General features: G+C 48.6%; 20 protein-coding genes. 15 read left to right on the top strand and 5 right to left on the bottom strand.

Translation table 11 applies throughout. The features are described 5' to 3' along the window. Positions 1-31: 31 nt before the first annotated feature. Positions 32-1,246, bottom strand: coding sequence for a M20 metallopeptidase family protein (locus G499_RS0112445; protein WP_027000217.1), 1,215 nt, complete (start codon positions 1,244-1,246; stop codon positions 32-34). A 445-nt stretch (positions 1,247-1,691) separates the two neighbouring features. On the opposite strand from G499_RS0112445, the gene G499_RS19900 reads away from it, so the two are divergent. Then, positions 1,692-3,002: a serine hydrolase domain-containing protein gene (locus G499_RS19900; protein WP_051296220.1), complete on the top strand. Its 1,311-nt coding sequence runs from the start codon at positions 1,692-1,694 to the stop codon at positions 3,000-3,002. A gap of 80 nt (positions 3,003-3,082) precedes the next feature. Here the strand turns inward: G499_RS19900 and G499_RS19895 are convergent, their stop codons facing one another. Then, complete coding sequence (locus G499_RS19895) at positions 3,083-4,591, bottom strand: acyl-CoA dehydrogenase family protein (RefSeq protein ID WP_051296219.1); 1,509 nt, start codon at positions 4,589-4,591, stop codon at positions 3,083-3,085. Positions 4,592-4,825: 234 nt separating this feature from the next. Between G499_RS19895 and G499_RS21215 the strand changes: the two genes are divergently transcribed. From G499_RS21215 to meaB, 9 genes are all read left to right on the top strand, one after another. Beyond that, entirely contained in the window at positions 4,826-5,494 is a 669-nt protein-coding gene (locus G499_RS21215; RefSeq protein WP_027000216.1) for a TetR/AcrR family transcriptional regulator, read from the top strand. 182 nt (positions 5,495-5,676) lie between these two features. Next, positions 5,677-5,964, top strand: coding sequence for an RNA recognition motif domain-containing protein (locus G499_RS0112420; protein ID WP_027000215.1), 288 nt, complete (start codon positions 5,677-5,679; stop codon positions 5,962-5,964). A 273-nt stretch (positions 5,965-6,237) separates the two neighbouring features. Continuing rightward, a complete protein-coding gene (locus tag G499_RS0112415; RefSeq protein ID WP_154658433.1) occupies positions 6,238-6,780 on the top strand; it encodes a YceD family protein in 543 nt (180 codons plus the stop codon). 48 nt (positions 6,781-6,828) lie between these two features. After that, complete coding sequence (rpmF, locus tag G499_RS0112410) at positions 6,829-7,023, top strand: 50S ribosomal protein L32 (RefSeq protein ID WP_027000213.1); 195 nt, start codon at positions 6,829-6,831, stop codon at positions 7,021-7,023. Between the two features lie 53 nt (positions 7,024-7,076). Beyond that, positions 7,077-8,021: a phosphate acyltransferase PlsX gene (gene plsX / locus G499_RS0112405; protein ID WP_027000212.1), complete on the top strand. Its 945-nt coding sequence runs from the start codon at positions 7,077-7,079 to the stop codon at positions 8,019-8,021. A 20-nt stretch (positions 8,022-8,041) separates the two neighbouring features. Further along, complete coding sequence (locus G499_RS0112400) at positions 8,042-9,040, top strand: beta-ketoacyl-ACP synthase III (protein ID WP_027000211.1); 999 nt, start codon at positions 8,042-8,044, stop codon at positions 9,038-9,040. A gap of 53 nt (positions 9,041-9,093) precedes the next feature. Beyond that, positions 9,094-9,576 carry an acetyl-CoA carboxylase biotin carboxyl carrier protein gene (gene accB / locus G499_RS0112395; protein ID WP_027000210.1) on the top strand — a complete coding sequence of 161 codons (483 nt, stop codon included), beginning with the start codon at positions 9,094-9,096 and terminating at the stop codon, positions 9,574-9,576. Between the two features lie 77 nt (positions 9,577-9,653). Beyond that, complete coding sequence (gene accC, locus G499_RS0112390; protein WP_027000209.1) at positions 9,654-11,003, top strand: acetyl-CoA carboxylase biotin carboxylase subunit; 1,350 nt, start codon at positions 9,654-9,656, stop codon at positions 11,001-11,003. 228 nt (positions 11,004-11,231) lie between these two features. Next, a complete protein-coding gene (gene meaB, locus G499_RS0112385) occupies positions 11,232-12,236 on the top strand; it encodes a methylmalonyl Co-A mutase-associated GTPase MeaB (RefSeq protein WP_027000208.1) in 1,005 nt (334 codons plus the stop codon). 179 nt (positions 12,237-12,415) lie between these two features. Here meaB and G499_RS0112380 read toward each other — a convergent pair whose 3' ends face one another. The 3 genes from G499_RS0112380 to G499_RS0112370 form a co-directional block, all read right to left on the bottom strand. Beyond that, positions 12,416-13,633: a WG repeat-containing protein gene (locus G499_RS0112380; RefSeq protein WP_027000207.1), complete on the bottom strand. Its 1,218-nt coding sequence runs from the start codon at positions 13,631-13,633 to the stop codon at positions 12,416-12,418. A 165-nt stretch (positions 13,634-13,798) separates the two neighbouring features. Beyond that, positions 13,799-14,140, bottom strand: coding sequence for a hypothetical protein (locus G499_RS0112375; RefSeq protein WP_027000206.1), 342 nt, complete (start codon positions 14,138-14,140; stop codon positions 13,799-13,801). 380 nt (positions 14,141-14,520) lie between these two features. Then, positions 14,521-16,503 (bottom strand): ATP-binding protein, encoded by a 1,983-nt coding sequence (locus G499_RS0112370; protein WP_027000205.1) that lies wholly within the window; start codon positions 16,501-16,503, stop codon positions 14,521-14,523. Positions 16,504-17,996: 1,493 nt separating this feature from the next. On the opposite strand from G499_RS0112370, the gene G499_RS0112360 reads away from it, so the two are divergent. From G499_RS0112360 to G499_RS0112340, 5 genes are all read left to right on the top strand, one after another. Then, positions 17,997-18,722, top strand: coding sequence for an N-acetyltransferase (locus G499_RS0112360; RefSeq protein ID WP_027000203.1), 726 nt, complete (start codon positions 17,997-17,999; stop codon positions 18,720-18,722). Positions 18,723-18,908: 186 nt separating this feature from the next. After that, positions 18,909-20,108, top strand: a complete 1,200-nt coding sequence (locus G499_RS0112355) for an argininosuccinate synthase (protein WP_027000202.1) — start codon at positions 18,909-18,911, stop codon at positions 20,106-20,108. Then, entirely contained in the window at positions 20,108-21,094 is a 987-nt protein-coding gene (gene argC / locus G499_RS0112350; RefSeq protein ID WP_035727349.1) for an N-acetyl-gamma-glutamyl-phosphate reductase, read from the top strand. The genes G499_RS0112355 and argC overlap by 1 nt, the downstream gene beginning before the upstream one ends. 174 nt (positions 21,095-21,268) lie before the next feature. Then, positions 21,269-22,216, top strand: coding sequence for a glycerophosphodiester phosphodiesterase (locus G499_RS19885; protein WP_035727348.1), 948 nt, complete (start codon positions 21,269-21,271; stop codon positions 22,214-22,216). 210 nt (positions 22,217-22,426) lie between these two features. After that, entirely contained in the window at positions 22,427-23,179 is a 753-nt protein-coding gene (locus tag G499_RS0112340) for a hypothetical protein (RefSeq protein ID WP_027000200.1), read from the top strand. Positions 23,180-23,183 lie beyond the last annotated feature (4 nt).

Genomic DNA, 23,183 nt, shown 5'->3' with positions numbered 1-23,183 from the left:
GAAACTAATATAAAGTCTACATAACAAAAGTTTAACATTGGCTTTGCCGTAGCTCTTCGAGGGCAATCCAAGCCATCAGGCCGGCACCGATTTCGAGTGCGTCCTCATCAATATCAAAGGTGGGGGTGTGTACGGAAGAGACAATGCCCTTGGCCTCGTTACGGGTGCCAAGACGGTAAAAACAAGCGTCAACTTGCTGAGAATAATACGCGAAGTCTTCTCCTGCCAACCATAGGTCGAGGTCTACGACGTTTTCTTCTCCCAGATACCCAACAGCAGCAGCACGGGCGCGGCGTGTCAGCTCAGGATGGTTTTTGAGATGTGGATAGCCCACCTTGATGTCAAGCAGTGCTTCCCCCCCCATCGACGCAGCGATGCCCTCGACCATCTGTCGGATACGTCGGTGTGCTTCATAGCGCCAAGTCTCGTCATAGGTACGGAAAGTGCCCTCGATGTGTACCTCATTGGGGATGACATTGGTGGCTCCTTGGGCAATGACCTTACCGAAGCTCAATACAGAGGGCATTTTAGGGTTGCTATTGCGACTGATAATTTGCTGTAGGGCGGTGATGAGGTGTGCTGTAATCAGGACTGGGTCTATACACATTTCGGGCATAGCTCCGTGGCCTCCTTTGCCGCGCACAGTCAGGTAAATCTCGTCCGTGCTGGCCATATACATCCCCTCTCTGAAGCCTACCTTTCCTACCGGAATCAGCGGCATGACGTGTTGGCCTACGATGCTATGTGGTGCGGGGGTTTGGTGTTGGGCCTGCAGTACCCCTTCTTTAATCATCAGCGAGGCTCCTCCGGGAAACTTTTCTTCTCCGGGTTGGAAAATAAGCTTGACTGTTCCCTCAAACTCATTTTTTACTTGGTTCAGGATACGCGCTGCACCCAAGAGCGAGGCCGTATGTACGTCGTGGCCACAGGCGTGCATCACCCCTTCGTGGGTAGACTTGTAGGGGACATCATTCTGCTCTACTATCGGCAGCGCATCCATATCGGCGCGTAGGGCTACCGTACGGCTCTCGGGGTTACGCCCTTTGATATAGGCTACCAAGCCAGTGTCTGCTATGCCTGCGTGCGCTTCGATACCGGCGGCTTGTAGGCGCTCAGCCACAAAGCGCATCGTTTCGTGCTCTTCAAAAGACAGCTCTGGGTGGGCGTGGAGGTGGCGGCGGTCTTGTATTAAGGTGTCGCGGAGTTGGCGGGCTAGTGTATGAACGGTTTGTTTGAGTGTGCTCATTGGTCAGGAGTATGAATCAGGAATAATCGCTTATCCAACAAAGATACGAAAATCTTGCTCGCTACTGGATATTTTTGGTTTTCGTCGTTGTTGTGCTCCTGCCCTCCAAGCTCTCGACATACACTTAAGCGCGATGGAGCGCAAATGTTGAGGGCTTTGCAAATTTTTCGAAAGCCCCTATGTGGTTAAGCGGCTTATTGAATCAAAGCCAAATCAGAAAATATCCAGTGGTATGATATTCTTGTGTCTTGGCTGGGGCTTCGGCAGTAAAATATTCCACAGCAATCGAGTGCATCGGTTTTTGAGTGCCTTAATTATACACCCATCCTCGAAGCACCCTAAGTGATATCAGTAGTTTGCGGGCAGCAAGTCCTGCCAAAAACCCATGCTCCGATATACTTAGCACATTTTTTCTTAGCTTTGCGTGCACTATCTCCCCAGATTTATGCCTCGTTTACCCTTACTTTTCGTGCTTTTGTTGTGTCTAAGCTGTTGGTCTTGCCAAACAGGGGCTTCGGCGGAGCGCCCTCCACAATATCAAATAGCTGAAAATGCTCCTGAGCACTTGGGCATTATCCTCAAACATACCCTCTTACACAATACACAGGGCGCACATCCCGAATTCAAACAAATGACGCGGATGTTGGCGCAATTTACCCAACAAAATCAGCTCGCTGGTCTTTCGGTCGCCGTAATGAAAGACGGGCGCTTGGTTTATGCCCAAGGCTTTGGCTATGCTGATAGTCTCGCAAAGCTGGCGATGGAGCCATACCACCGCCTCAGGGTGGCCAGTGTATCCAAGCTCATCACAGCAGTAGCCGTGATGAAACTAGTAGAACAGCAGCAAATCACACTCGATACCAAGGTTTTTGGGAAAGACGGAATCCTAAATGACCTCAAATACCAAACAGCCATTGCCGATGAGCGTATCTATGACTTGGAGGTCGTACACCTGTTGGAGCACACTGGTGGCTGGCGCAACCGCTTTCGCTCCGACCCTATGTTCAAAAACCTCGAAGTAGCCCAGGCAATGGGAGTACCGCCTCCGGCAGATTTCGAGACGACTATATGCTTCATGTTGGGTGAGAAACTCGTTGCCGCTCCCGGTGCTTTTTATGATTACTCCAACTTTGGGTACTCGCTTTTGGGCGAAATAGTGGCCAAAGTCAGTGGAATGTCTTACGATGATTTTGTACAAAAAGCAGTGCTCAAACCTATTGGCGCTGCTCAAACACACGCCGGCAAAACACGCGCCGAGCAACTCCACCCGCTCGAAACCTACTATTACGAACAAGTAGGCGCTCCTAAGCGTCTATCGGTTTATGGCACCGGTGACTCGGCCTCTCGGGTGTATGAAGGAACCTACATGGAGGCGCTTCTGCCTGCTGGTGGGTGGGTAACTACACCGGCAGACCTGCTGCGCCTAGTAGCGGCCATAGACCCTCAAAACCCAAGAACCAAGATTCTTTCTCCAGCCTCTATTGAGCGGATGGTAACGCCACGCGATACTACCCAGCGGATTTATCTTGGCTGGAAACAATGTGCCCCCGAACAGTGGGTGCGCACCGGAAGTCTAGCCAGCACTTCTGCCGTCGTTTGTCGTCTGCCCAATGGTATCAGTTGGGCTATCATCACCAACACAGGCCCTTGGCGGGGGCCATTCTTTGTGTATGACTTGCAAGGCATCATGCGGAGGGGGCTTCAAACTATCAGGGATTTTCCTGCGGATAGAGACCTTTTTGCCCGCCCAGAATAAATGCCGATTTTTGCGCTAAAGGCGAAGCAGGCGAGCCATAGTGCTTCATTGACGCTCTCCTACCTCACCCTGTTTGCGGCCTATAGTTTTTTGAACAGCCCTCCAAAAGTCATCATTTCCATCGGGTTGGAAGCCTTAATTTTGCCACTCATAAACGCCTCTTGCGCGTTTATCTGTCCGGTTTCTACGGCTACATACACCCCGGCCTCGGTTTGGAGCACACAGTTGGGGCTGCCGTGGAGACCACTTTCTACCCGGCAATCACCCTTGCTGAGCACTACCGTAAACTGCCCGCCGCCCTCGCCTTGGAGGTCGAAATGAAAAACGCCCTCATACTGTGCGGCCTTTTCAGATTTGAAACGTTTGGGCAGACCTTCCATGATTTGCGCCGCCGTATATACAGGCTTGTCGGCCTTAGGCTTGCCAATAGCGCTATCGTACTGGACATCGTCGATGACCATCTTGGCGATAATCTCCCGCATAATTTCGGAACTTCCCCCGCCAATAGTGCCCACACGGCTATCACGGAACATTCGCGCAATTTTGTAATCCTCAATAAACCCATAACCACCAAAAAACTGTAAGGCCTTGTACATCGTCTTGTCCGATAGCTCGGTAGCCAACAATTTGGCCATCGAAGCCTCCTTGACGGCATAATGCCCGTCGCTGTGCATCCGACAGGCGTGGTATACAAAGTATTTGGTGCTTTCAATCTCGGCAGCCATATCGGCCACACGGTGGCGTAGCGCCTGAAACTTATTAATAGTACGGCCAAATGCCTCCCGCTGTCCCATATATTCTAGGGCATATTTCAGGGCGAAATCTGAGGCTGCTGTAGCTGCCACCGCACCTGCAAGGCGCTCCAACTGAAGACCACCCATTAGATAATAAAAACCCTTGCCCTCCTCTCCGATGAGGTTTTCGACCGGCACTTTTACATTTTCAAAAAACAACTCTGCTGTGTCCGATGCATGCCAGCCAAGCTTATTAAGTTTATTGGCCGATACCCCCTCGGCGTGGCGGTCAATCACCAGTAGGCTCACCCCTGCGCTGCCGGCTGCGGGGTTGGTTTTGACTACCGTTATCAGAAAGTCGCCATATACTCCATTGGTAATAAAGGTTTTAGAGCCATTGACGATATAATAATCACCTTCGCGGCGGGCAGTAGTTTTGATGGCCGCTGCATCTGAGCCTGCCGATGGCTCCGTAATGGCTATCGAACTGAGCCACTCGCCACTGATGCCCTTGCGCAGGTACTTGTCTTTCAGGAATTCGCTGCCTACCTTGGCAATATAGGGCAAGGCCATATACTGATGTGCGGTAGGGATAATTGCGAGGCCGCCTGAGAAACACCGCGCCAGCTCTTCCAGAAATACTACAGAATACCAAAAATCGGCATCCATGCCGCCATACTCCTCTGGGAAATTCAGCCCCAGATAGCCCATTTCACCAAATTTGAGCCACAGCTCCTTGGGCACACGCCCATCCTTCTCCCACTGGTCTACGTGTGGGATGACCTCCTTGGCCAAAAACTGACGCACGCCCTCTCTAAACAGGCGGTGCTCTTCATTGAAATAATATGCGTCCATAAGATAGTACGGTTAGATATGTGTATTGAATGTATTGATGCATTACTGAGTCGATGTTATACAAACACCTTCACAGGTGTTTTTGTGTTTGGCGTTTATTGATAAGGCTTCGTACCCATACTGACACGGCACTTTTGGGCTTTTGCGCCAAAAATCACACAGGTCTTGAGTCAAAAATAAAAATAATTTTCTAATTTTAGGCACAGAGGACTAATTTTTGCAACTCACCCCATTATGAAAACACGCGATAAAATCTTGTCCACGGCTCTAGAGCTTTTCAATACACACGGCATTACGGCCATTTCGGGTCGCGACATTAGTGAAGCTATGGGTATCAGCTATGGTAACCTAACTTATCATTTTCCTAAAAAAGATGACATCATCCGTCAGCTGTATCTCAATATGCAAACAGAGCTAGATGAACAGTTTGGCTATGTCGAAAAACAAATTTTTGGCGTAGCCTTTATGATGGCCAGCCTTCGGCAGATATTCGAAATACTCTACAAATACAAGTTTATCTACTTGGGCATCACCAAAGTAGCGCGTCATTTTAGTGAAATTAAGGAACACGCACAGATGCAGTTCAACAAACGAAGGGAGATGATGCGCAAAATTGCCGACTTCTTGATTCGGGAGGGTTATCTTACACCAGAACAATATTCAGGGCAATACGATTTTACGATTCATAACCTCCAAATCATTTTGCATTCTTGGATTGCTGATGCGGAGATTTTCCATCAAGGTTCTGAAAATGAACGTGTTGAATATTATCTACAGCTTTTCTACAACTGCTATCGCCCACTGCTTTCTGACAAAGGCCGGCGGCTTTTCGAAGAAGCTATACAAACCTATCGCCAAACTTACCACAACAATACAGGGTTTAGCGTAAACAGCCCAAAATAATTGTACTAAAATTTGCAAACCCTGAATTTTATCTTTAGTTTTACTGTGTTGATTGAGTGTTTTGTTCACAAATAGCTGAATAGCAAGATTTTAGGTCTTTTAGTAATTTCCGTTTTCTGCTACTTCTTCCTGTTTTCTCACAAAATCCTCAGCAGTGTTTTATTTCTTAATTTTATATTACAATGAACATTTTCGTAGCAAGACTGAATTATGAGACCCAAGAAAGCGACCTTCGCTCCTTGTTTGAATCTTATGGTGAAGTAAAATCTGTTAAAATCATCATCGACAAATTCACCGGTACTTCAAAAGGCTTCGGTTTTGTTGAAATGATGGACGACCAAGATGGTCAAAACGCTATCAATGCCCTCAATAACACTCAATTGGATGGCAGAACAATCGTAGTGAAAGTAGCTGAACCTCGCGAAAGCCGCCAGTCTTCTTACTCTCCCCGTAACAATAACCGCTATTAAGCAATATTGTCTTTGCAAACCCTCGGCCAAGGTCGGGGGTTATTTTTTTGTACTAGGATTCACTTGATTTGAGGATTTACAGGCTTTGATTTTCTTGATGTTTAAAAATTTTGAGTGCCTATATTTCCCCAAACAATTCTGATTGGGTATATATTGCCTTCTGCCTAAGCACCAACGCCCAAACCCAAATAAATCACTTGCAAGACTTTCAAAATTGAAAATAACTGTCTACTTTTGCAGTTCTATTTTTGAAAGCATCAATTATTGAAGCAAGTGAAAGCATCGGCTTTTGATATTACCATCAGCACCCTCAAGAATACCCAGCACGAATTCAGTTTCGTTGCTGATGAGACATTGTTTGAGGGTACTGCGCATACTTCTGTAGAAAAAGCGCAGCTCAAAATCGCTTTGGTTTTGGATAAAAGCGAAACCATGCTGCACCTCCACTTCAATATAGAAGGCAGTTTGACTTTGCTCTGCGACCGCAGCCTAGAGCCGTTTGAGCATTCCATTGCGGTAAAACAGCAGTTGATATGGCAGTTTGGGGATACTCCCGAGACCATTACTGATGAGCTAGAAATTATTGACCGCCAAACAGCTGTCATCAATGTATCACAGCCTGTTTATGAGTTTGTGCTTTTGGCCATTCCGATGAAAAAGCTGCACCCTCGCTTCCGTAATGAAGCCGATGATGACACCGTAGAGGAGACCCTCATCTATAGCTCCGAAAACACCCCTGCTAGCCCAGACGAGGATAGCCCTATAGACAGCCGCTGGGAAGCGCTTCGCAAGCTTAAAAACTCGCAATCCAATTGATTTTCAAGTATATAAATAAGTTCTAACAATTTAAAACAGCGTTGAGATATGGCACATCCTAAGCGTAAAATATCAAAAACCCGCCGCGATAAACGCCGCACCCACTATAAAGCTACTGCCAAAAATGTAGTGCTATGCCCCGAAACCGGCGAGCCTCATTTGCGCCACCGCGCTTACGTAGTAGATGGTGATTTGTACTACAAAGGCAAGAAAGTAGTTGAAGAATTCGTGTCAGTTGCGTAACTTGGTCGAATCTTAGCGAAAGCTGTAGTATTGCTCACCACAACTGTCATCTAATGAAAATTGCACTCGACGCAATGGGCGGCGATTTTGCCCCCAAAGCTGTAGTTCAAGGCGCTTTACTGGCTTCCAAAGAAGTCAGTAAAGACACCACCTTAGTTTTAGTCGGACAAGAAGAGGCCATCCGTGCCGAATTTACGGAGGGTATTCCGGCTAATGTCGAAATTGTAGATGCTCCCCAAGTAATTGGGATGGCCGAGCACCCTACCAAAGCCCTTTCACAAAAGCCTCAATCGAGCATCAGTATTGGCTACCAACTCCTCAAAAACAAAGAGGTAGACGCATTTTGCAGCGCCGGTAATACGGGCGCTATGTTGGTAGGCGCTATTTTTAGTGTACAGGTAATCTCCGGCGTATTGCGCCCTACTATTATCAGCCACGTACCCAAACTCGACGGAAGCTACGGCATCATCTTAGATGTAGGCGCTAACACCGACTGTAAGCCCGAAGTATTGGCGCAGTTTGGCGAAATAGGCGCTATGTATTGCCAACACGTCTTCAAGACAGACACCCCCAAAGTAGCCTTGCTAAGCCTCGGAGAAGAGGAGCAAAAAGGCAATCTCCACACACAAGCCGCGCACCAACTGCTCAAGAAAAACGAGCGCCTCAATTTTGTAGGCAATATCGAAGGGCGTGACCTCTTCAACGAATCTGCCGACGTGATTGTCTGTGACGGATATGTGGGTAATGTGGTCATCAAGATGGCTGAATCGTATTACGAAATTCTCAAAAAACAACAGTACAGCAACCCCTTCTTTGATAACTTCAACTATGAAGTCATCGGAGGAAGCCCCGTACTTGGTATCAATGGTAATGTCGTGATAGCACACGGCGTGTCTAATGATAAGGCTATTTGTAGCGCCATTATGCTGTCTGAAAGGCTGACACAAGCAGAGTTGTACCAAAAAATACAACACTCGCTCAAAGAACAGAATAACTAACCGAAAGGCCCCCTCAAGCCATGACTCAAACCTACGCACGCCTCAGCGGGGTTCATACCTATACCCCGGAGTATATCCTGACGAATCAAGAGCTGGAAAAACTGGTAGACACTACCGACACTTGGATTACCGAGCGTACCGGCATCAAGGAGCGCCGTATTCTCAAAGGAGAGGGCTTGGGTACGTCTCATATGGCTACCGAGGCCGTCAAAGGGTTGTTGGCCAAAACCAATACCGCTCCTGAGGAGGTAGAGTTGCTCATTTGCGCCACTACGACCCCCGACTTTGTGTTTCCGGCTACGGCCAACCTTATCTGCGATGCAGTGGGCATCCGCAATGCCTTCAGTTATGATGTGCAAGCGGCTTGCTCGGGCTTTTTGTATGCCCTTTCTACCGCCTCGCAGTTTATCAAAGCAGGGACTTATAAGAAAATAGTGGTAGTAGGCGCAGACAAGATGTCTTCTATCATAGACTATACCGACCGTGCAACTTGCATCATTTTTGGTGATGGCGCGGGAGCGGTCTTGCTCGAAGCCAGTGAAGAACCTTATGGCGTGCTGGACTTTGTGCTCCAATCAGACGGTGCCGGCTGGGTTCACCTCCACCAAAAAGCCGGAGGCAGCCGCCGCCCACCCAATGCCGAGACCGTAGCCGCCCGCGAACACTTTGTATACCAAGAGGGCGCAGCAGTATTCAAGCACGCTGTCAAGCGTATGGCCGAGGCCAGCGGTACTATTATGGAGCGTAACCAGCTTCGAGCCGAAGATATTGCTTGGCTCGTACCACATCAGGCCAACAAGCGTATCATTGATGCCACTGCCCAACATATGGGCTTGCCTGCCGACAAAGTGATGCTCAACATTCACAAATATGGCAATACGACCAACGCAACCATTCCGCTCTGTTTACACGACTACGAACCACAGCTCAAGCGCGGCCAAAACCTCGTCTTGGCAGCCTTTGGCGGCGGATTTACCTGGGGTGCTGTTTATCTCAAGTGGGCTTACGACAGCCAATAGTCCCCAGCCTTGTACTTCCTACTTCTCTTAACACACTGTTGTAATCCAATCTTATGAAACCAAAAGATATTCAAGACCTCATAGACTTTATCTCTAAGTCCGGCCTCGATGAGGTAAGCATCAAAACCGAAAGTTTTGAAATCAGCGTAAAGCGCAGCAGCAGCGCTGTTTTGGTAGAAGCGCCTAAAGCCGTGGCTCCAGTAGCCAGCAGCCCCGTAACAGTAGCCGCCCCTGCTGAAACAGTAGCCGCCCCCGCTACCACCACTCCGGCAGCTCCTGCGGCCAGCGAAGCAAACTTGCTGACCATCAAGTCGCCGATGATAGGTACTTTTTATCGTTCTCCTAACCCGGAATCCCCCTCTTTTGTCAATGTAGGCGACGAGGTGAAAGCTGGTCAGACAGTTTGTATTGTGGAGGCTATGAAGCTCTTCAACGAAATTGAATCAGAAGTTTCGGGCCGCATTGTCAAAGTATTGGTAGACAATGCCAGTCCTGTAGAATATGACCAGCCGCTGTTCTTGGTTGAGCCAATCTAAGCGCGCTCATTTTCTATTTTCTCGATAGCAAGCGTCAGGCTTGCTTTTTTGTGATTGACCACCCAACAACAACACCAATGTTCAAGAAAATACTCATTGCCAATCGAGGAGAAATCGCCCTGCGCATCATCCGTACCTGCAAGGAAATGGGCATCAAGACCGTGGCAGTATATTCTACTGCCGACAAAGAGAGCCTCCACGTGCGCTTTGCCGATGAGGCTGTCTGTATTGGCGGTCCAGCCAGCAAGCAATCTTATCTCAATATCCCGCACATCATTGCGGCGGCAGAAATCACCAATGCCGATGCGATTCACCCTGGGTACGGCTTTCTTTCCGAAAACGCCGAATTTTCGCGCATTTGCCACGAACACAACATCAAGTTCATTGGGGCATCGCCAGAAATGATTGAGAAAATGGGCGACAAAGCCACGGCCAAAGATACAATGAAAACTGCTGGTGTGCCTGTGATTCCCGGCTCCGATGGCTTGCTCAGCTCCCTCGAAGAGGGGCGCACTCTGGCCAAAGAAGTAGGCTATCCTGTTATTATCAAGGCTACTGCCGGTGGTGGTGGTCGTGGGATGCGTATCATCCGCGAAGACAGCGAGTTTGAAAAAGCTTGGAACAGCGCCCGTACTGAGGCCGAAGCTGCCTTTGGCAACGCAGGTATTTATCTTGAAAAATTTGTAGAAGAGCCGCGCCACGTTGAGATACAAGTAGCCGGCGACCAATACGGTAATGGCTGCCACTTGTCAGAAAGGGACTGCTCCATTCAGCGCCGCCACCAAAAACTGGTGGAAGAAACCCCCTCTCCTATTATGACCGATGAGCTACGCGAAGCGATGGGCGTAGCCGCCGTAAAAGCCGTAGAAGCCATCAAATATGAAGGTGTGGGTACGATAGAATTTTTGGTAGACAAATACCGAAACTTCTATTTTATGGAGATGAACACCCGGATCCAAGTAGAACACCCTATCACTGAGGAAGTTACTAGCTTTGACCTTATCAAGGAGCAAATCAAGCTTGCCGCAGGAGAACGCATTTCGGGCAAAAACTATTATCCTCAACTCTACGCCATTGAGTGTCGTATCAATGCGGAAGACCCTGCCAACGGCTTCCGTCCTTCGCCAGGCAAAATCACCAATCTCCATATCCCCGGAGGGCGCGGTGTGCGTGTCGATACCCACGTATATGCCGGCTATAGCATTCCACCCAACTACGACTCGATGATTGCCAAGCTCATCGTCAGTGCCCAAACACGCGAAGAGGGGCTGATTCGGATGAAGCGTGCCCTCGAAGAGTTTGTCATTGAAGGAATACAGACAACTATCCCGTTCCACATCAAGCTGATGGAAAACGAGCAGTTCAAGTCCGGCGATTATACGACCGCCTTCTTAGACAATCTTGACCTCAAAGAGTTTTTGGCCTAAGCCCTACCAACAAGCCTTTCCCTGTCGCTTACAGACTCGGAAAGGCTTGTGTATTTCTAGTGCTTATGTTTTCTGGGAATTGCCCATACTGCTTGAAGTGACAATAACAGTCCTGATTATCCTAAAAATTAATCCAGAATTTGTGCTTGATGTGCTGAGAATGGGTATTTTTGAATCCTTAATACCTTATTTATCCCTCAAGAACTCAAAAATACATTACCTATATAAGTGTCTTCACCCAAACGACATAGCGCCCAAACTTATATCGACGGTATCTTGGCTCAAGACCGCGTATTGCTCAGCCAAGCCATTACAGTAGTAGAAAGTACCTTGGCCAGTGATGAAGCCTTGGCTCAGGAAATTTTGGAGCAGGTTTTGCCTCATACTGGCAAGGCTATCAGGGTTGGCATTACGGGCGTGCCGGGAGTGGGGAAAAGTACCTTTATCGAAGCCCTAGGCACCTACCTGACCGATACCTTGGGGCATCATCTAGCCGTATTGGCCATAGACCCCAGCAGCCAGCGTAGCAGGGGCAGTATCTTAGGCGACAAGACGCGGATGGAGCAACTCGGGATGAACCCAAGAGCCTATATTCGCCCCTCGCCGGCGGGCAAATCCTTGGGGGGGGTCGCACGCCGTACCAGAGAGGCGATGTTGCTTTGTGAGGCCGCCGGATTTGAAGTATTGTTTATCGAAACAGTAGGCGTAGGCCAGTCAGAGACCATGGTACACGGAATGGTCGACTTTTTCCTGCTCTTGCTCTTGGCAGGAGCCGGCGACGAGCTACAGGGTATCAAAAAGGGGATTATGGAAATGGCCGACCTCTTGGCCATCAACAAAGCCGATGGCAAAAATCTCGCCGCCGCACGCCTCGCCCAACTGGAATACCAAAATGCGCTGCATCTTTTCCCTCCGGCAGCTTCTGGTTGGTGGCCACAAGTACTTACCTGTTCGGCATTGGAGCAATCAGGTATTGCCGAGCTCTGGGAGCAGGTACGGGCTTACGAAGCCCACACCCAAGCCAACGGCTATTGGCAACAACGCCGCCAAGCCCAAAACCTCGACTGGATGTACCGCAGCATTAGCCACAAGCTGGAAAGTGATTTCTATGATCACCCACAGGTACAAACCTTGCTCAAAGCATTGAGTAAGGAAGTGTCTGAAGGCCTACGCTCCCCAAGCCACGCAGCTAATGAGTTGTTGCAGATTTACCGAAGGTATACCAAAATTTGAGGATTTATAGGATTTGATTTTCTTGATTCTCAAAGATTCTCAGCACACACATTTCCCAAACACGCTACTGGACATTTTTCAAATCCACAGTTAAAACTGTGGGTTAAGTCTCATTTTACCCCAATGTGAGGCTTAGTCCACAGTGGAATTTGGAAAATATCCAACAGTGTACCATCAGGCTATTCTTTTAGCCACCCTGATACGAACTTTGCTTTTCCCTGATTATCGATATAAAAAACCTTGTATTCTGTGTTAGTATCGGTATACCTATACACCACCCAAGGCGCAAGCCCGTCCTTATATAGCCCTCCGATGAGGTTTGCGTTTTCGTACTCGGTTTGCTGAAACAGTGTTTTTTGAGGATACCCTAGCGCATCAGTAGTAGGATCAAATTCGACCAGAGAGCCATCCGGTCGGATATATGTTTGCTGTATGCCGTTAGTAAGCTCGCCAGAGTATGTTTGTACCAAGGCCAAGCCTTCACTAAACTCATAGCCTATCACATATGTAATGGGCGAGCTATAGTGTAGCTTTAGGTCTTTTAGTGGGCTAACTTGTCGGGTGTTGAGGTTGACTATAAAATACGCCAATTCGGTGTAATCAAGCTCCTTGTTAGAAGGAGTTTTGGCATAAGCCACCACAAAACAGTAGCCCTCAGAAGGGTGGCTGATTTCGTCGATATGCCACTGAGTGGTATCCAATGGATAAAAAACTACTTTTCCGTCTATATCAATAATTTGCCATTCGCCCCACTCAGCCTTTTCTATATGTTGTACTGCTATTCCGCCATCGAAGGCACTTTGATACAAGTCTCCCACGCCGTTGGCAGGTGTTGAGACTGTCCAGCGGATGTTTCCCTCCAAGTCGATACAGGCCTTGGTACTATCGTTTAGCCCGATGAAAGCCCTTCCGCTATCAAAAGCTGTAGCATAACACATATATGTACACTCAGTGGTAATGCTCAGGCGTAGCATGCCGCTGTTGTAGTCATAATAGACATACTGCTGATTGACAGAAGTCTCTTCAGAAACATAGGGCTTGGTGATGAGTCCAGCGCCGGGCATCAAGTAGCGCCCTATATTGAGGAGCAGCATGCCCGCTGTATTGCCGGCCATAGGCCATTGGTAATACACCTTGCCGGTGTGGTCGATACAAGTGATTTGGGACAGGTATAAGTCCTGATTAACATCGCTGGGCAGGGTTACAAAAGCCCGCCCCTCCACAAAAAGCGAAGCTCCCAAATACTGTGGGGCAATCTGATACGCCCCTGTGTGGTCTACATAGCCCCAAAGTCCGTCGTCATTGGGGAAAGGGTAAAGCGTCTGGGCATAGGTAGCCGTTTGGATTAATAACAGGCAGAGAGCTAAAGCCCAGCGCACACTTACTTGTTGTAGCATAAAATTAATGATAATAAGGTAATAGAGGTATTGAATACATCTGCAATTGAGCCCTTAGCTTCTAGCTAAACCAAAATAATAAGGGCTTAGTTTCCAATATGCTACGAAGAAAGGCAATGTACCTTTACCTTTCACAACCACTACCTCACCGTAGATTATTAAACCCTACCGGCCACCGGCTGCGAATACGAGGTTCATCAGTGCGCACTTGGGGCTGTATCGCAGGTATTCGCTTACGATGTGGTATGCACCTCCCTCTACCTCAAGGGTTTGGAACTGTTTGTAATCACAGCCAAATGCGTTAAACTCCTCATCAAACTTTTGTATCCGCATCAGGTCTTCAAAGATTTGTCTTTGTCGGGCTTCGGGAACGATACCGGCGAACTTCCCAAATTTGTCGCGGGCTTTTTCCATCCCCAAGTCCTTTACATCGTACATATATTGTTTGACAGCAGGGTCAAGGCCGTTGATAAAGGCCTCAAAACAATTGCATAATTCGTCTATCAATTGTCTAGCTTTTTCTTTATTAACAGTTTGTGCTTGTAGTGGACTGTTGCTTGCGATATACAGTAGTCCGGCTAATGTAGGAGTTTTTGGAATGATGTCATCTTTTTTAGGGCTTGTAATGGGTTGATAACTATGTGCGCATAAATACGTATTACAGGTCTTATACGGTTTATTTTTTGTGCAATACTTGCCGAAACCACCTGATTACTTAACCAAAGTGGGTAGTTTTTGTATGAAGCCGATACGCCATCAGACATTTTTGGTTTTGGCCGCTATTGTCCTCATTTTGCCCCCAAGCTCTCGACATACCCCACTAGACATTTCTAAAGCCCACAATTAAAACTGTGGTTTAAGTCTCGTGGCAGGTGAAGCCGCTTAAATCAAGGCCAAAAACGCGGAGTTGTAAAATAAAAGATGCTGCCTTGCCCCATTTGGCTTTCGGCCCAGATACGCCCCCCGTTGTTTTCTACAAATTCTTTGCAGAGCATCAGCCCTAGCCCTGTACCTTTTTCGCGGGCGGTTCCGGGGGTACTTGCGAGGGCTTGGGTAAAGAGCGCCTCCTGTTGTTGAAGACTTAGCCCCACACCCTTGTCCTTGACCGAAACAAGTAGAAATTGTCCATCGGTGCAGGCATGCAGCTGTATTTCTCCACCTATGGGACTAAACTTGATAGCATTCACCAGTAAATTTCGGAGTACGAGGTTGATTTGCTCCAGATCACCCCAAAAAAAGAGGTCTGACGGGACTTGGTGCTTGATGTTGATTTGTTTTTGGACAGCTTGGCTTTCGTGTAGTACGATGTTTTCATTACACAATGTAGCCAAGTTGTGTTTTTTAGGGATTGTTTCTATGCCTTCGAGTTGGCTTTTGGCCCAATATAACAGGTTGTTAAGCGTAAAACTCATCGTCTCGACATTAGTTTTGAGTCGCCGGGTCAGGTGGAGAAACTCCTCGTTGGATAAGTTGTTGTTATCGAACAAGCTGAAAAGCCCCAGTAAAGAGTTGATAGGTGAGCGTAAGTCGTGGCTGACGATAGCAAATAGGCGGTTTTTGGTCTGATTGACGATACGCTCCTTATCTAGATTCCCCTTGCTTATGCGGCCTTGTCTGATGAGCAGCAAAACAATCCCAAGTACCAGCAATACAGCAACCCCCTGTAAGAGACTTACCCAAAACCACTGCCTGTTTTTCTGGAGCAATATGGTGTTTTCATACTTTTGCTGTTGTACCTCTATGATGGCAGCAGTGCCTTTCAGGGCTCGCTCTCGCTCCTGCTGACGTAGGGTGTCTCCACAAGTATGGGCTACTTGCATATAAAAGAACGCTGAATCATAACGTTTTTGCTGTTCGTATGCTTTGGCTAGAAGCTGGCTGGCCTCCTGGCGTAGCCTGATGTGTTTGGGATGCAATGTATACGGATAGCTCTCTACCAAGGTCTGAATGGCAGCCTGGGGCTGGCCAAGTGATAGCAAGGTAGAAGCTATGTTGTTAAGCCCAACAGCCAGCTCCGACTCACTGTTTACGGAGCGTCGATGTTCGACAGCCTCTTGTTGCCACACTAGCGCCTGACTGAACTCCCCTTGTTTAAAAAAAGACAAGCCTACATTATCTTTCAAAAATCCTAGGCTGCGATGATCTCCATATTTTTGGGCAATTTGTATCCCTTGGAGGTAGCAGTTTCGCGCTTGGTCGAAGTTGCCTACTTGATAATAAGCATTGCCCATTTCGCTCAATGTAGAGGGCAAGGCACTCCAATTTTTGTTTCTTTTCTGAAAAGCAAGCTGTTTTTGATAGGCCTCGATGGCTGCCGGCAAATTTTTTTGCTTGGCATAAATATGTCCCATTATCCCATAGACCGTGATATCAGGTCTATGTTGTTTGGCCAAAAGATTACACTTTTGCAGATATTGTATGGCAAGGTCATATTGCTCCAATTTGAGATAAAAATTGGCCAATTGCCTGTATACCTCGGCATGTAAACCAAAATCTTTGGTTTGTTCTAGTGCTTTTTTCTCGGCTTTGGCATAGTATCGGGCAGCAATGGCCGGGTCTCGAAAGGCCTCAATCTGCCCCAACCAGAGATAAGCTTGCGCCTCCTTTGTGGGCAGTTGGAGTCTTAGGGCTAGGTTTAGTGCTTTTTGGGCATACTGTTCACTCTGTAACACATCTAGCCAAAAAAGTACCTCAGCTTGGTGCAAATAATAATCTACCAACTTGGAGGGGTTGTTGAAATCCTTGGCTGAATCGCCTACGACTACCACTCGTGAAGAGGTCACTTGGCCATAACAAGGGGCTACAAAAAACCATACAACCAACCCAATAACTAACCTAGAGACGCTATAAGTACTGATGCTTGTGTTCATAAAAGCTTTTTGGCTATGCCGGGGGGTATCTATCTATAGACTGTTACACCCTTTGGCCTGTGAGGGAGTTTGTCAGTATTGACAAGTAGGCTAGCGTGATAGACTTTACGGGCAGGGCGATGTTTTGGTTCGCTGATAGTGCTTTTTTGTCGCTGGATTGGCTTCCTATCGGCCATAGCCATCCACCTATGTCAAACACCAAGACCCTGCCCCCAAAATATACCAAGATTTATTTGATTCTTGATGATTTTCAATAGATACATTTCCTATACACGCCACTGGACATTTTTGGACAAACAGCTCCGAGACAAACTAAGGCCTCATTTTTGGAGTATAATGAGACTTAGCTCACAGTTTTAACTATGGGATTTTAAAAATATCCATTGGCGTGTTTCCTATACCAATTTTGATTGGATATAGTATAACCCATACCACTCAGCATCAGTGGTTATACCCCTGAAAGATGGCCACCATCGTATGAAAAGCTCCCTACAGCCTCTGAAATACCCTAAATAAGCAACGGGAGGCCGCTGGCTGAAGTCCAATCAGTAGCCCCCTTCTCTCTATCATCTCTAGAGATAGTGATTGAGGCAAAATGCCAGTATCAACAACAAAATACCCCGTACTTGAGGATTTATCTTTCAAAAACCCGCAGCTTGAGAGTATAGAAATATACACACAAGCACAGCAATATGCTCATAGCAGTTGCTGGTGGATTATTAGCAAATCCACACAAATTTTGAAATGCTAAAAAACAAACAACAACTACAATAATATCCCCATATTTGCAACAATGCTATCTGAGCTACCTTGGTGTATTCTTTAGTAAGATGCCTAGCATCAAAAAAAGATAACTCACTGTGTGATTTCTTTCCAAAAATTCAAATTATAAAGGCTGAAAAAACTTACACTGGATATTTCTGAAGCCTACAGCTCAAACTGTAGGTCAAATCTATAGCCTCGTTACTGACTCAACAAGTCAGCTCAGTCCTTTCTTAGTCCGGCAAGGGGGCTTTTGTGCATACTCGGTATTTGATAGTGCGTAGTCATTGTTGGTTTAGATTCAAAAAACTAAACATAATGTATTTTATAAAACTTTAAAAAAATCTTCCTTCAAAAGTTTGGAACATAGCGAAAGTTCGCTAAATTTGTCGCCATTATGAAACCACAACAAGTCCCGTGTATTTTTCCGTTGCTCGCTGTCAGGCGGCACTTGCGTCTTCGTCGTAGGGCGTAATACACACCTATCCTCTTTGCAGGACTTGTTCTTCTCGTTGCAGTTTTTGACCCACATTTTCTGGTTGATTTGAGTGGCTACGGATAGTCATTTATACAAACTGCTACTGCTCCCTTCCTATATCAGGTTGTTTTGTTGACCCGAGGCTGCGGCATTATGTGGCAAGCGTAGGTTCAGACGGTTTCCCCAAAAAACCTACCTGGTCGATTTCATTCCTCAGTTTTGTTTCTCTTCCACCCCCTACCCTATTATACCTATGCAAGGCATTCAAATTTTTGTTGCCCACGAGGGGCACACACAATACGCCGCAGAGATTTGCGCCATGATGGAAGAATCGGCCCGCATTCGAGGAACCGGTATCGCCAAGCGCTCCCCGGACTACCTCGTCAGCAAGATGCTGGAGGGTAAGGCGGTGATTGCCTTGGCCGGCGAAGCCTTTGTAGGGTTTTGTTATATCGAAACGTGGAGCCACGGGCAGTATGTGGCCAACTCTGGGCTGATTGTCAACCCCGAATTCCGTAGCACGGGCGTAGCCCGCAACATCAAGGCCAAGGTCTTTGAGCTATCGCGCAAGAAATACCCTGATGCCAAAATCTTCGGCATCACCACAAGCCTGCCCGTCATGAAAATCAACTCTGAGCTGGGCTACAAACCCGTCCCTTTTTCGGAGCTTACCCAAGACGATGTGTTCTGGAAGGGCTGCCAAAGCTGTATCAATTTTGACATCCTCACCCGCACCGAGCGCAAGCACTGCCTCTGTACCGGGATGCTCTTCGACCCCAAAGAAAAAGACCAACAAAAAGAAAATAAAAGCAAGTGGCGTAAGTTTAAAGTATATGAGCGCTGGTTGCGCTTCAAGCAACATGTGCTGATACGTGTACAAGAAACCAAACAAAAGCGCCAAGAGAAAAAAGAGCAAAAGCGCAGCCGTGCCGGCTCTGGCGGCGTGCTAAGCCTACGGGAGCGCCTGCGGCTTTTTTAGCCCCCTCTTCCATACAAAAATTGCACGGCTTACGCGTTTTTCTTGGGGCTTCCCCTTCGGGTCGGGTCTTCACCTGTAGCTTGCGGCAAGCCGCAAGGCTACTTGGCTCAGCCCCTAAGCCGCTTACGCCCGCCTACCCATACAACATCAATTACTCCACCCATTGACCCCTAACCCTTACACCCCATGTCCCAAACAGCCAACAACACCGTAGTACTGGCCTTTAGTGGCGGCCTCGATACGTCTTATTGTGTAAAATACCTTGCCATAGAGCGCGGCCTGACCGTACATACGGCCATTGTGAACACGGGCGGGTTCAGTGTAGAAGAGCTGGCGCGGATTGAGCAAAAAGCCTATGCCCTTGGGGTAGCCTCCCATACCACACTCGACAAAACCGAAGCCTTTTATCAGCAGTGTGTCAAGTACCTGTTGTTTGGCAATATCTTGCGCAACCAAACCTATCCGCTGTCGGTGAGTGCCGAGCGGATGTTCCAAGCCCTAGCCATTGCCGAATACGCCAAGCAGCTAGGCGCTGCCTATATTGCCCACGGCAGCACAGGCGCTGGCAACGACCAAGTACGCTTCGACTTGGCGTTTCAAGTATTGGTTCCAGAGGTTCAGATTCTGACCCCCATTCGGGAGCAGCGCCTCTCTCGGGAAGCCGAGATTGCCTACCTGCAAGCCCACGGCGTACACGATAACTGGGAAAAGGCCGCCTACTCTATCAATCAAGGTCTATGGGGTACAAGCGTTGGTGGACGCGAAACCCTGACCTCGCGCCAAGTCCTGCCCGATGCGGCCTATCCTACGCCCCTCACCCAAACCGAACCCCGCACGGTAGCCCTCCACTGGCAACAGGGAGAGCTAGTAGGTCTCGACGAACAACGCTTCGACAGCCCCGTAGAGGCCATTCAAGCTCTTCAAGCCTTGGCTCAGCCCTACGGTATCGGGCGCGACATCCACGTAGGCGACACCATCATCGGCATCAAAGGCCGGGTAGGGTTTGAGGCTGCCGCCCCCCTTATCCTCATCAAGGCGCACCACCTGCTCGAAAAACATACACTCACCAAGTGGCAACAACACTGGAAAGAACAGCTGGCCAACTGGTACGGGATGATGCTCCACGAGGCGCTCTTCCTCGACCCCGTGATGCGCAACATCGAGAGCTTCTTGACCGATACCCAAACCCGCGTCAGTGGTACGGTATGGGTACAGCTACACCCTCACCGCTTTGTGTTAGAGGGCATCGAGTCGCCTTATGACCTAATGCAGTCTTCTTTTGGTCAATATGGCGAGATGAACAGCGCCTGGAGCGGCGAAGACGTAAAAGGCTTCACCAAGATATTGGCCAACCAACTCAAGATTTACCAAAGCCTTCAGAAATAATGCACAACCCCAATACCCCCATCCGCATCGGCATCGTTGGCGGCGCCGGTTATACGGCGGGCGAACTTATCCGCCTGCTACTCATCCACCCTATGGCCGAGCTGGTCTGGGTACATAGCAAGAGTCAATCGGGGCAGCTGGTAGCCTGCACCCACCGCGACCTGCTCGGTGATACCGCCCTACGCTTTTGCGAAACCTTTGATTTTGAGGCCATCGACCTGCTCTTTTTGTGTGTAGGCCACGGCGAGGCCGAAGTCTTTATGGCCCAAAATACGCCGCCTGCCGCCCTGCGTGTGATTGATTTGAGCCAAGATTTCCGTCTCCACAGCCCCGACAACCGCTTTGTTTATGGCTTGGTAGAGCTAAACCGTCCTGCCCTGCGCGAGGCGCAATACATCGCCAACCCCGGCTGCTTTGCGACGGCCATTCAGCTGGCACTGCTGCCGCTGGCACAGGCCGGAGCACTCCACGACGAGGTGCATATCCACGCCATCACCGGCTCTACCGGTGCAGGTCAAAAACTCAGCCCTAGCAGCCACTTTAGCTGGCGCAACAGCAACGTGTCGGTGTACAAGGCTTTCGAACACCAACACCTGGCCGAAATAGGGCAAAGCCTGCGGCAGCTACAACCCGGCTTCCAAAAGGCGCTCAACTTTATCCCTATGCGGGGCAACTTTACGCGGGGCATTATGGCCACACTCTACACCCACTGGGAAGCAGACCGCCCCGAGGCCGAAGCGCTTTTCAAAGCCTTTTATGCCGACAGCCCACAGGTGCACCTCGTCGCCCAAAACCCCGACCTCAAGCAAGTAGTCAATACCAACAAAACCCTGCTACACCTAGAAGTACACCAGGGCAAGCTCCTCATCATCAGTATGATAGACAACCTGCTCAAAGGTGCCTCAGGACAAGCCGTGCAGAATATGAACCTGATGTTTGGTCTGCCCGAGGATACCGGCCTCCGACTCAAAGCAGCGTATTTTTGAGAATTCGTCCATAAGGGCTACCAACGTAGTTGCGATACGTTGGTAGAATGCGAACACGTTGGTAGCATCGTAACAATTTGATAAAACAAGTTTGACCTTGGCTTTGCGCATATTTGGGTGAAAAGTGTGAATTTTAACCAAAACACACCATCTACACACACCCAACACTACCTTATGGCATACCTTCATTCCTTTTTTATTGCAAGTATTTTGGGACTATGCTTGGCATTAAGTGCTTGTCAATCAACGACAGACACCCAAACTACCGATACCGATACTACCGACAGCACCACACAAGCCACCGCCGGTTTTGACCTCCAAGGCCATCGAGGCACACGCGGCTTGTTGCCCGAAAACAGCATTCCGGCCTTCCTCAAGGCGCTGGAGCTGGGCGTGAATACACTGGAGCTGGACGTAGTGGTGAGCAAAGACAGCCAGTTGGTCGTCTCACACGAGCCTTGGTTCAATGCCACTATCTGTACCGACCCACAGGGCAAGCCCCTCGACAGTCTCGCCGGTACCAAGTTGAATATCTACCAAATGACCTTGGCCGACATTCAGGCTTACGATTGTGGCAGCATCCAAAACCCGCGCTTCCCCGAGCAGCAAACCCAAAAAGCCGCCAAGCCTACCTTGCGCGAAGTGGTAGAGGCCGTAAAAGCGTATTGCGAAGCCCAAAAACGCCCGTTGCCCTTGTTCAACATCGAAACCAAGTCGCTGCCCCAAGGCGACGACCTGTACCACCCACGCCCCAACCGCTTTGCAGCCTTGCTCTATGCCGAAATCAAGGCGCTAGGCCTAGAGGAGTATGCCTTTGTACAGTCTTTTGATGTGCGCACTCTCCAAGCGATGCGTCAGCTAGCGCCGAGCCTGCCGCTGGTGTTGTTGGTAGAGAACCAAGACGGACTCGATGCCAACCTTGAGCGTCTAGGTTTCATCCCACAGGTCTACAGCCCCTACTTCAAACTGCTCGATGCCTCCGTAGTCAGTCTGGCCCAAGCCAAGGGGATGAAGGTCATCCCTTGGACAGTCAACGAACCAGACGATATGCGTAAGATGCGCCAAATGGGGGTAGACGGTCTGATTACGGACTACCCCGACCGCTTTTTGGCCTTAGATTAATGCCTCCCAACTCCTAAGCGCTATTGCTTAGGAGTTTTTTGTGGTAAGATTTTTGTTTCTCAGTGCGTGATGATGTCATTTTGACGTTCTAGTCTTATGTACGAAAATTTTCAAATTTCAAGGGTTCACCAATTGCTATAGGCCAAAGCAATACACACCTTTTTCGTGCCAAATTGGTGGCTGCCAGCATTTATCACCCAATCTCAGCTTATGTCCACAACACTCAACAAAACCCAGCGCATCGATTATTTTCAGAATGTATTCATTGCCGCTATGGCCGACAACCAGATGGTGGATGAAGAGCGCGAAACCCTCTCTCAACTAATGGTCTTGCTAGGGCTTTCGAGAATGGATGTCATCGGGATTTTACAACACGAAGGCGAACTCCCTTTAGTATTGCCCCGAACGGATGCCGAAAAACAAGCACAGCTTGAGGATATTGTAAAAATGGTGGCTGCCGACCGCCGCATCCACAAACAGGAGTTTGACCTCTGTCGGGATTTTGCCCACAAGGTGGGCTTTGCTAACCCCGAAGATGTGTTGTATCAAACCCTTCAAATCAACCTCATCACCCACAACAAACGGGTGTATGAACAATGCTTTCAGCAAATGCGCCAACTCTCGCTCACTACTACCCGCATAGCAGATTACTGGCATCAGGCCTTGCGTGTTTTCAAACTCCCTACACCTGACAGCCTCACTCCTAGTCAGTATCAAGCATTGTTGTGTTGGTTTTGGCTGATGCTGGTGCGTGTGCCTTCGCTCAACCCCTCTATTGCCCAGCCTTATTTTGCCAAACTCCGTACCATCAACCAGCCCGAAGCCCTGCTTGCCATTGCCCGCTACGATGCTCAGGTGTATGAGGAACGCTACGGTAAAACACTGTTGCGTTACCATTGGCTCTTGGACGAAGAAATAGAAAGTGCCGTCCGTCAAGCGCTCCGCAAGCTACAAGAGGGGTAGCCCA

This window comes from Eisenibacter elegans DSM 3317, assembly GCF_000430505.1.
GTDB lineage: Bacteria > Bacteroidota > Bacteroidia > Cytophagales > Microscillaceae > Eisenibacter > Eisenibacter elegans.
The sequence above is the reverse complement of the archived record's forward strand: the minus strand, read 5'-3'. Positions and strand labels throughout refer to the sequence as shown.

Bases quoted from the DNA above. Each gene is read 5' to 3' on its own strand.
- plsX (WP_027000212.1), top strand. From the start codon at position 7,077: ATGAAAATTGCACTCGACGCAATGGGCGGCGATTTTGCCCCCAAAGCT.
- G499_RS0112360 (WP_027000203.1), top strand. From the start codon at position 17,997: ATGCAAGGCATTCAAATTTTTGTTGCCCACGAGGGGCACACACAATAC.
- G499_RS19900 (WP_051296220.1), top strand. From the start codon at position 1,692: ATGCCTCGTTTACCCTTACTTTTCGTGCTTTTGTTGTGTCTAAGCTGT.
- argC (WP_035727349.1), top strand. From the start codon at position 20,108: ATGCACAACCCCAATACCCCCATCCGCATCGGCATCGTTGGCGGCGCC.
- G499_RS0112340 (WP_027000200.1), top strand. From the start codon at position 22,427: ATGTCCACAACACTCAACAAAACCCAGCGCATCGATTATTTTCAGAAT.
- G499_RS19885 (WP_035727348.1), top strand. From the start codon at position 21,269: ATGGCATACCTTCATTCCTTTTTTATTGCAAGTATTTTGGGACTATGC.
- G499_RS21215 (WP_027000216.1), top strand. From the start codon at position 4,826: ATGAAAACACGCGATAAAATCTTGTCCACGGCTCTAGAGCTTTTCAAT.
- G499_RS0112400 (WP_027000211.1), top strand. From the start codon at position 8,042: ATGACTCAAACCTACGCACGCCTCAGCGGGGTTCATACCTATACCCCG.
- G499_RS0112445 (WP_027000217.1), bottom strand. From the start codon at position 1,246: ATGAGCACACTCAAACAAACCGTTCATACACTAGCCCGCCAACTCCGC.
- G499_RS19895 (WP_051296219.1), bottom strand. From the start codon at position 4,591: ATGGACGCATATTATTTCAATGAAGAGCACCGCCTGTTTAGAGAGGGC.
- G499_RS0112380 (WP_027000207.1), bottom strand. From the start codon at position 13,633: ATGCTACAACAAGTAAGTGTGCGCTGGGCTTTAGCTCTCTGCCTGTTA.
- G499_RS0112355 (WP_027000202.1), top strand. From the start codon at position 18,909: ATGTCCCAAACAGCCAACAACACCGTAGTACTGGCCTTTAGTGGCGGC.
- G499_RS0112420 (WP_027000215.1), top strand. From the start codon at position 5,677: ATGAACATTTTCGTAGCAAGACTGAATTATGAGACCCAAGAAAGCGAC.
- accB (WP_027000210.1), top strand. From the start codon at position 9,094: ATGAAACCAAAAGATATTCAAGACCTCATAGACTTTATCTCTAAGTCC.
- rpmF (WP_027000213.1), top strand. From the start codon at position 6,829: ATGGCACATCCTAAGCGTAAAATATCAAAAACCCGCCGCGATAAACGC.
- accC (WP_027000209.1), top strand. From the start codon at position 9,654: ATGTTCAAGAAAATACTCATTGCCAATCGAGGAGAAATCGCCCTGCGC.
- G499_RS0112370 (WP_027000205.1), bottom strand. From the start codon at position 16,503: ATGAACACAAGCATCAGTACTTATAGCGTCTCTAGGTTAGTTATTGGG.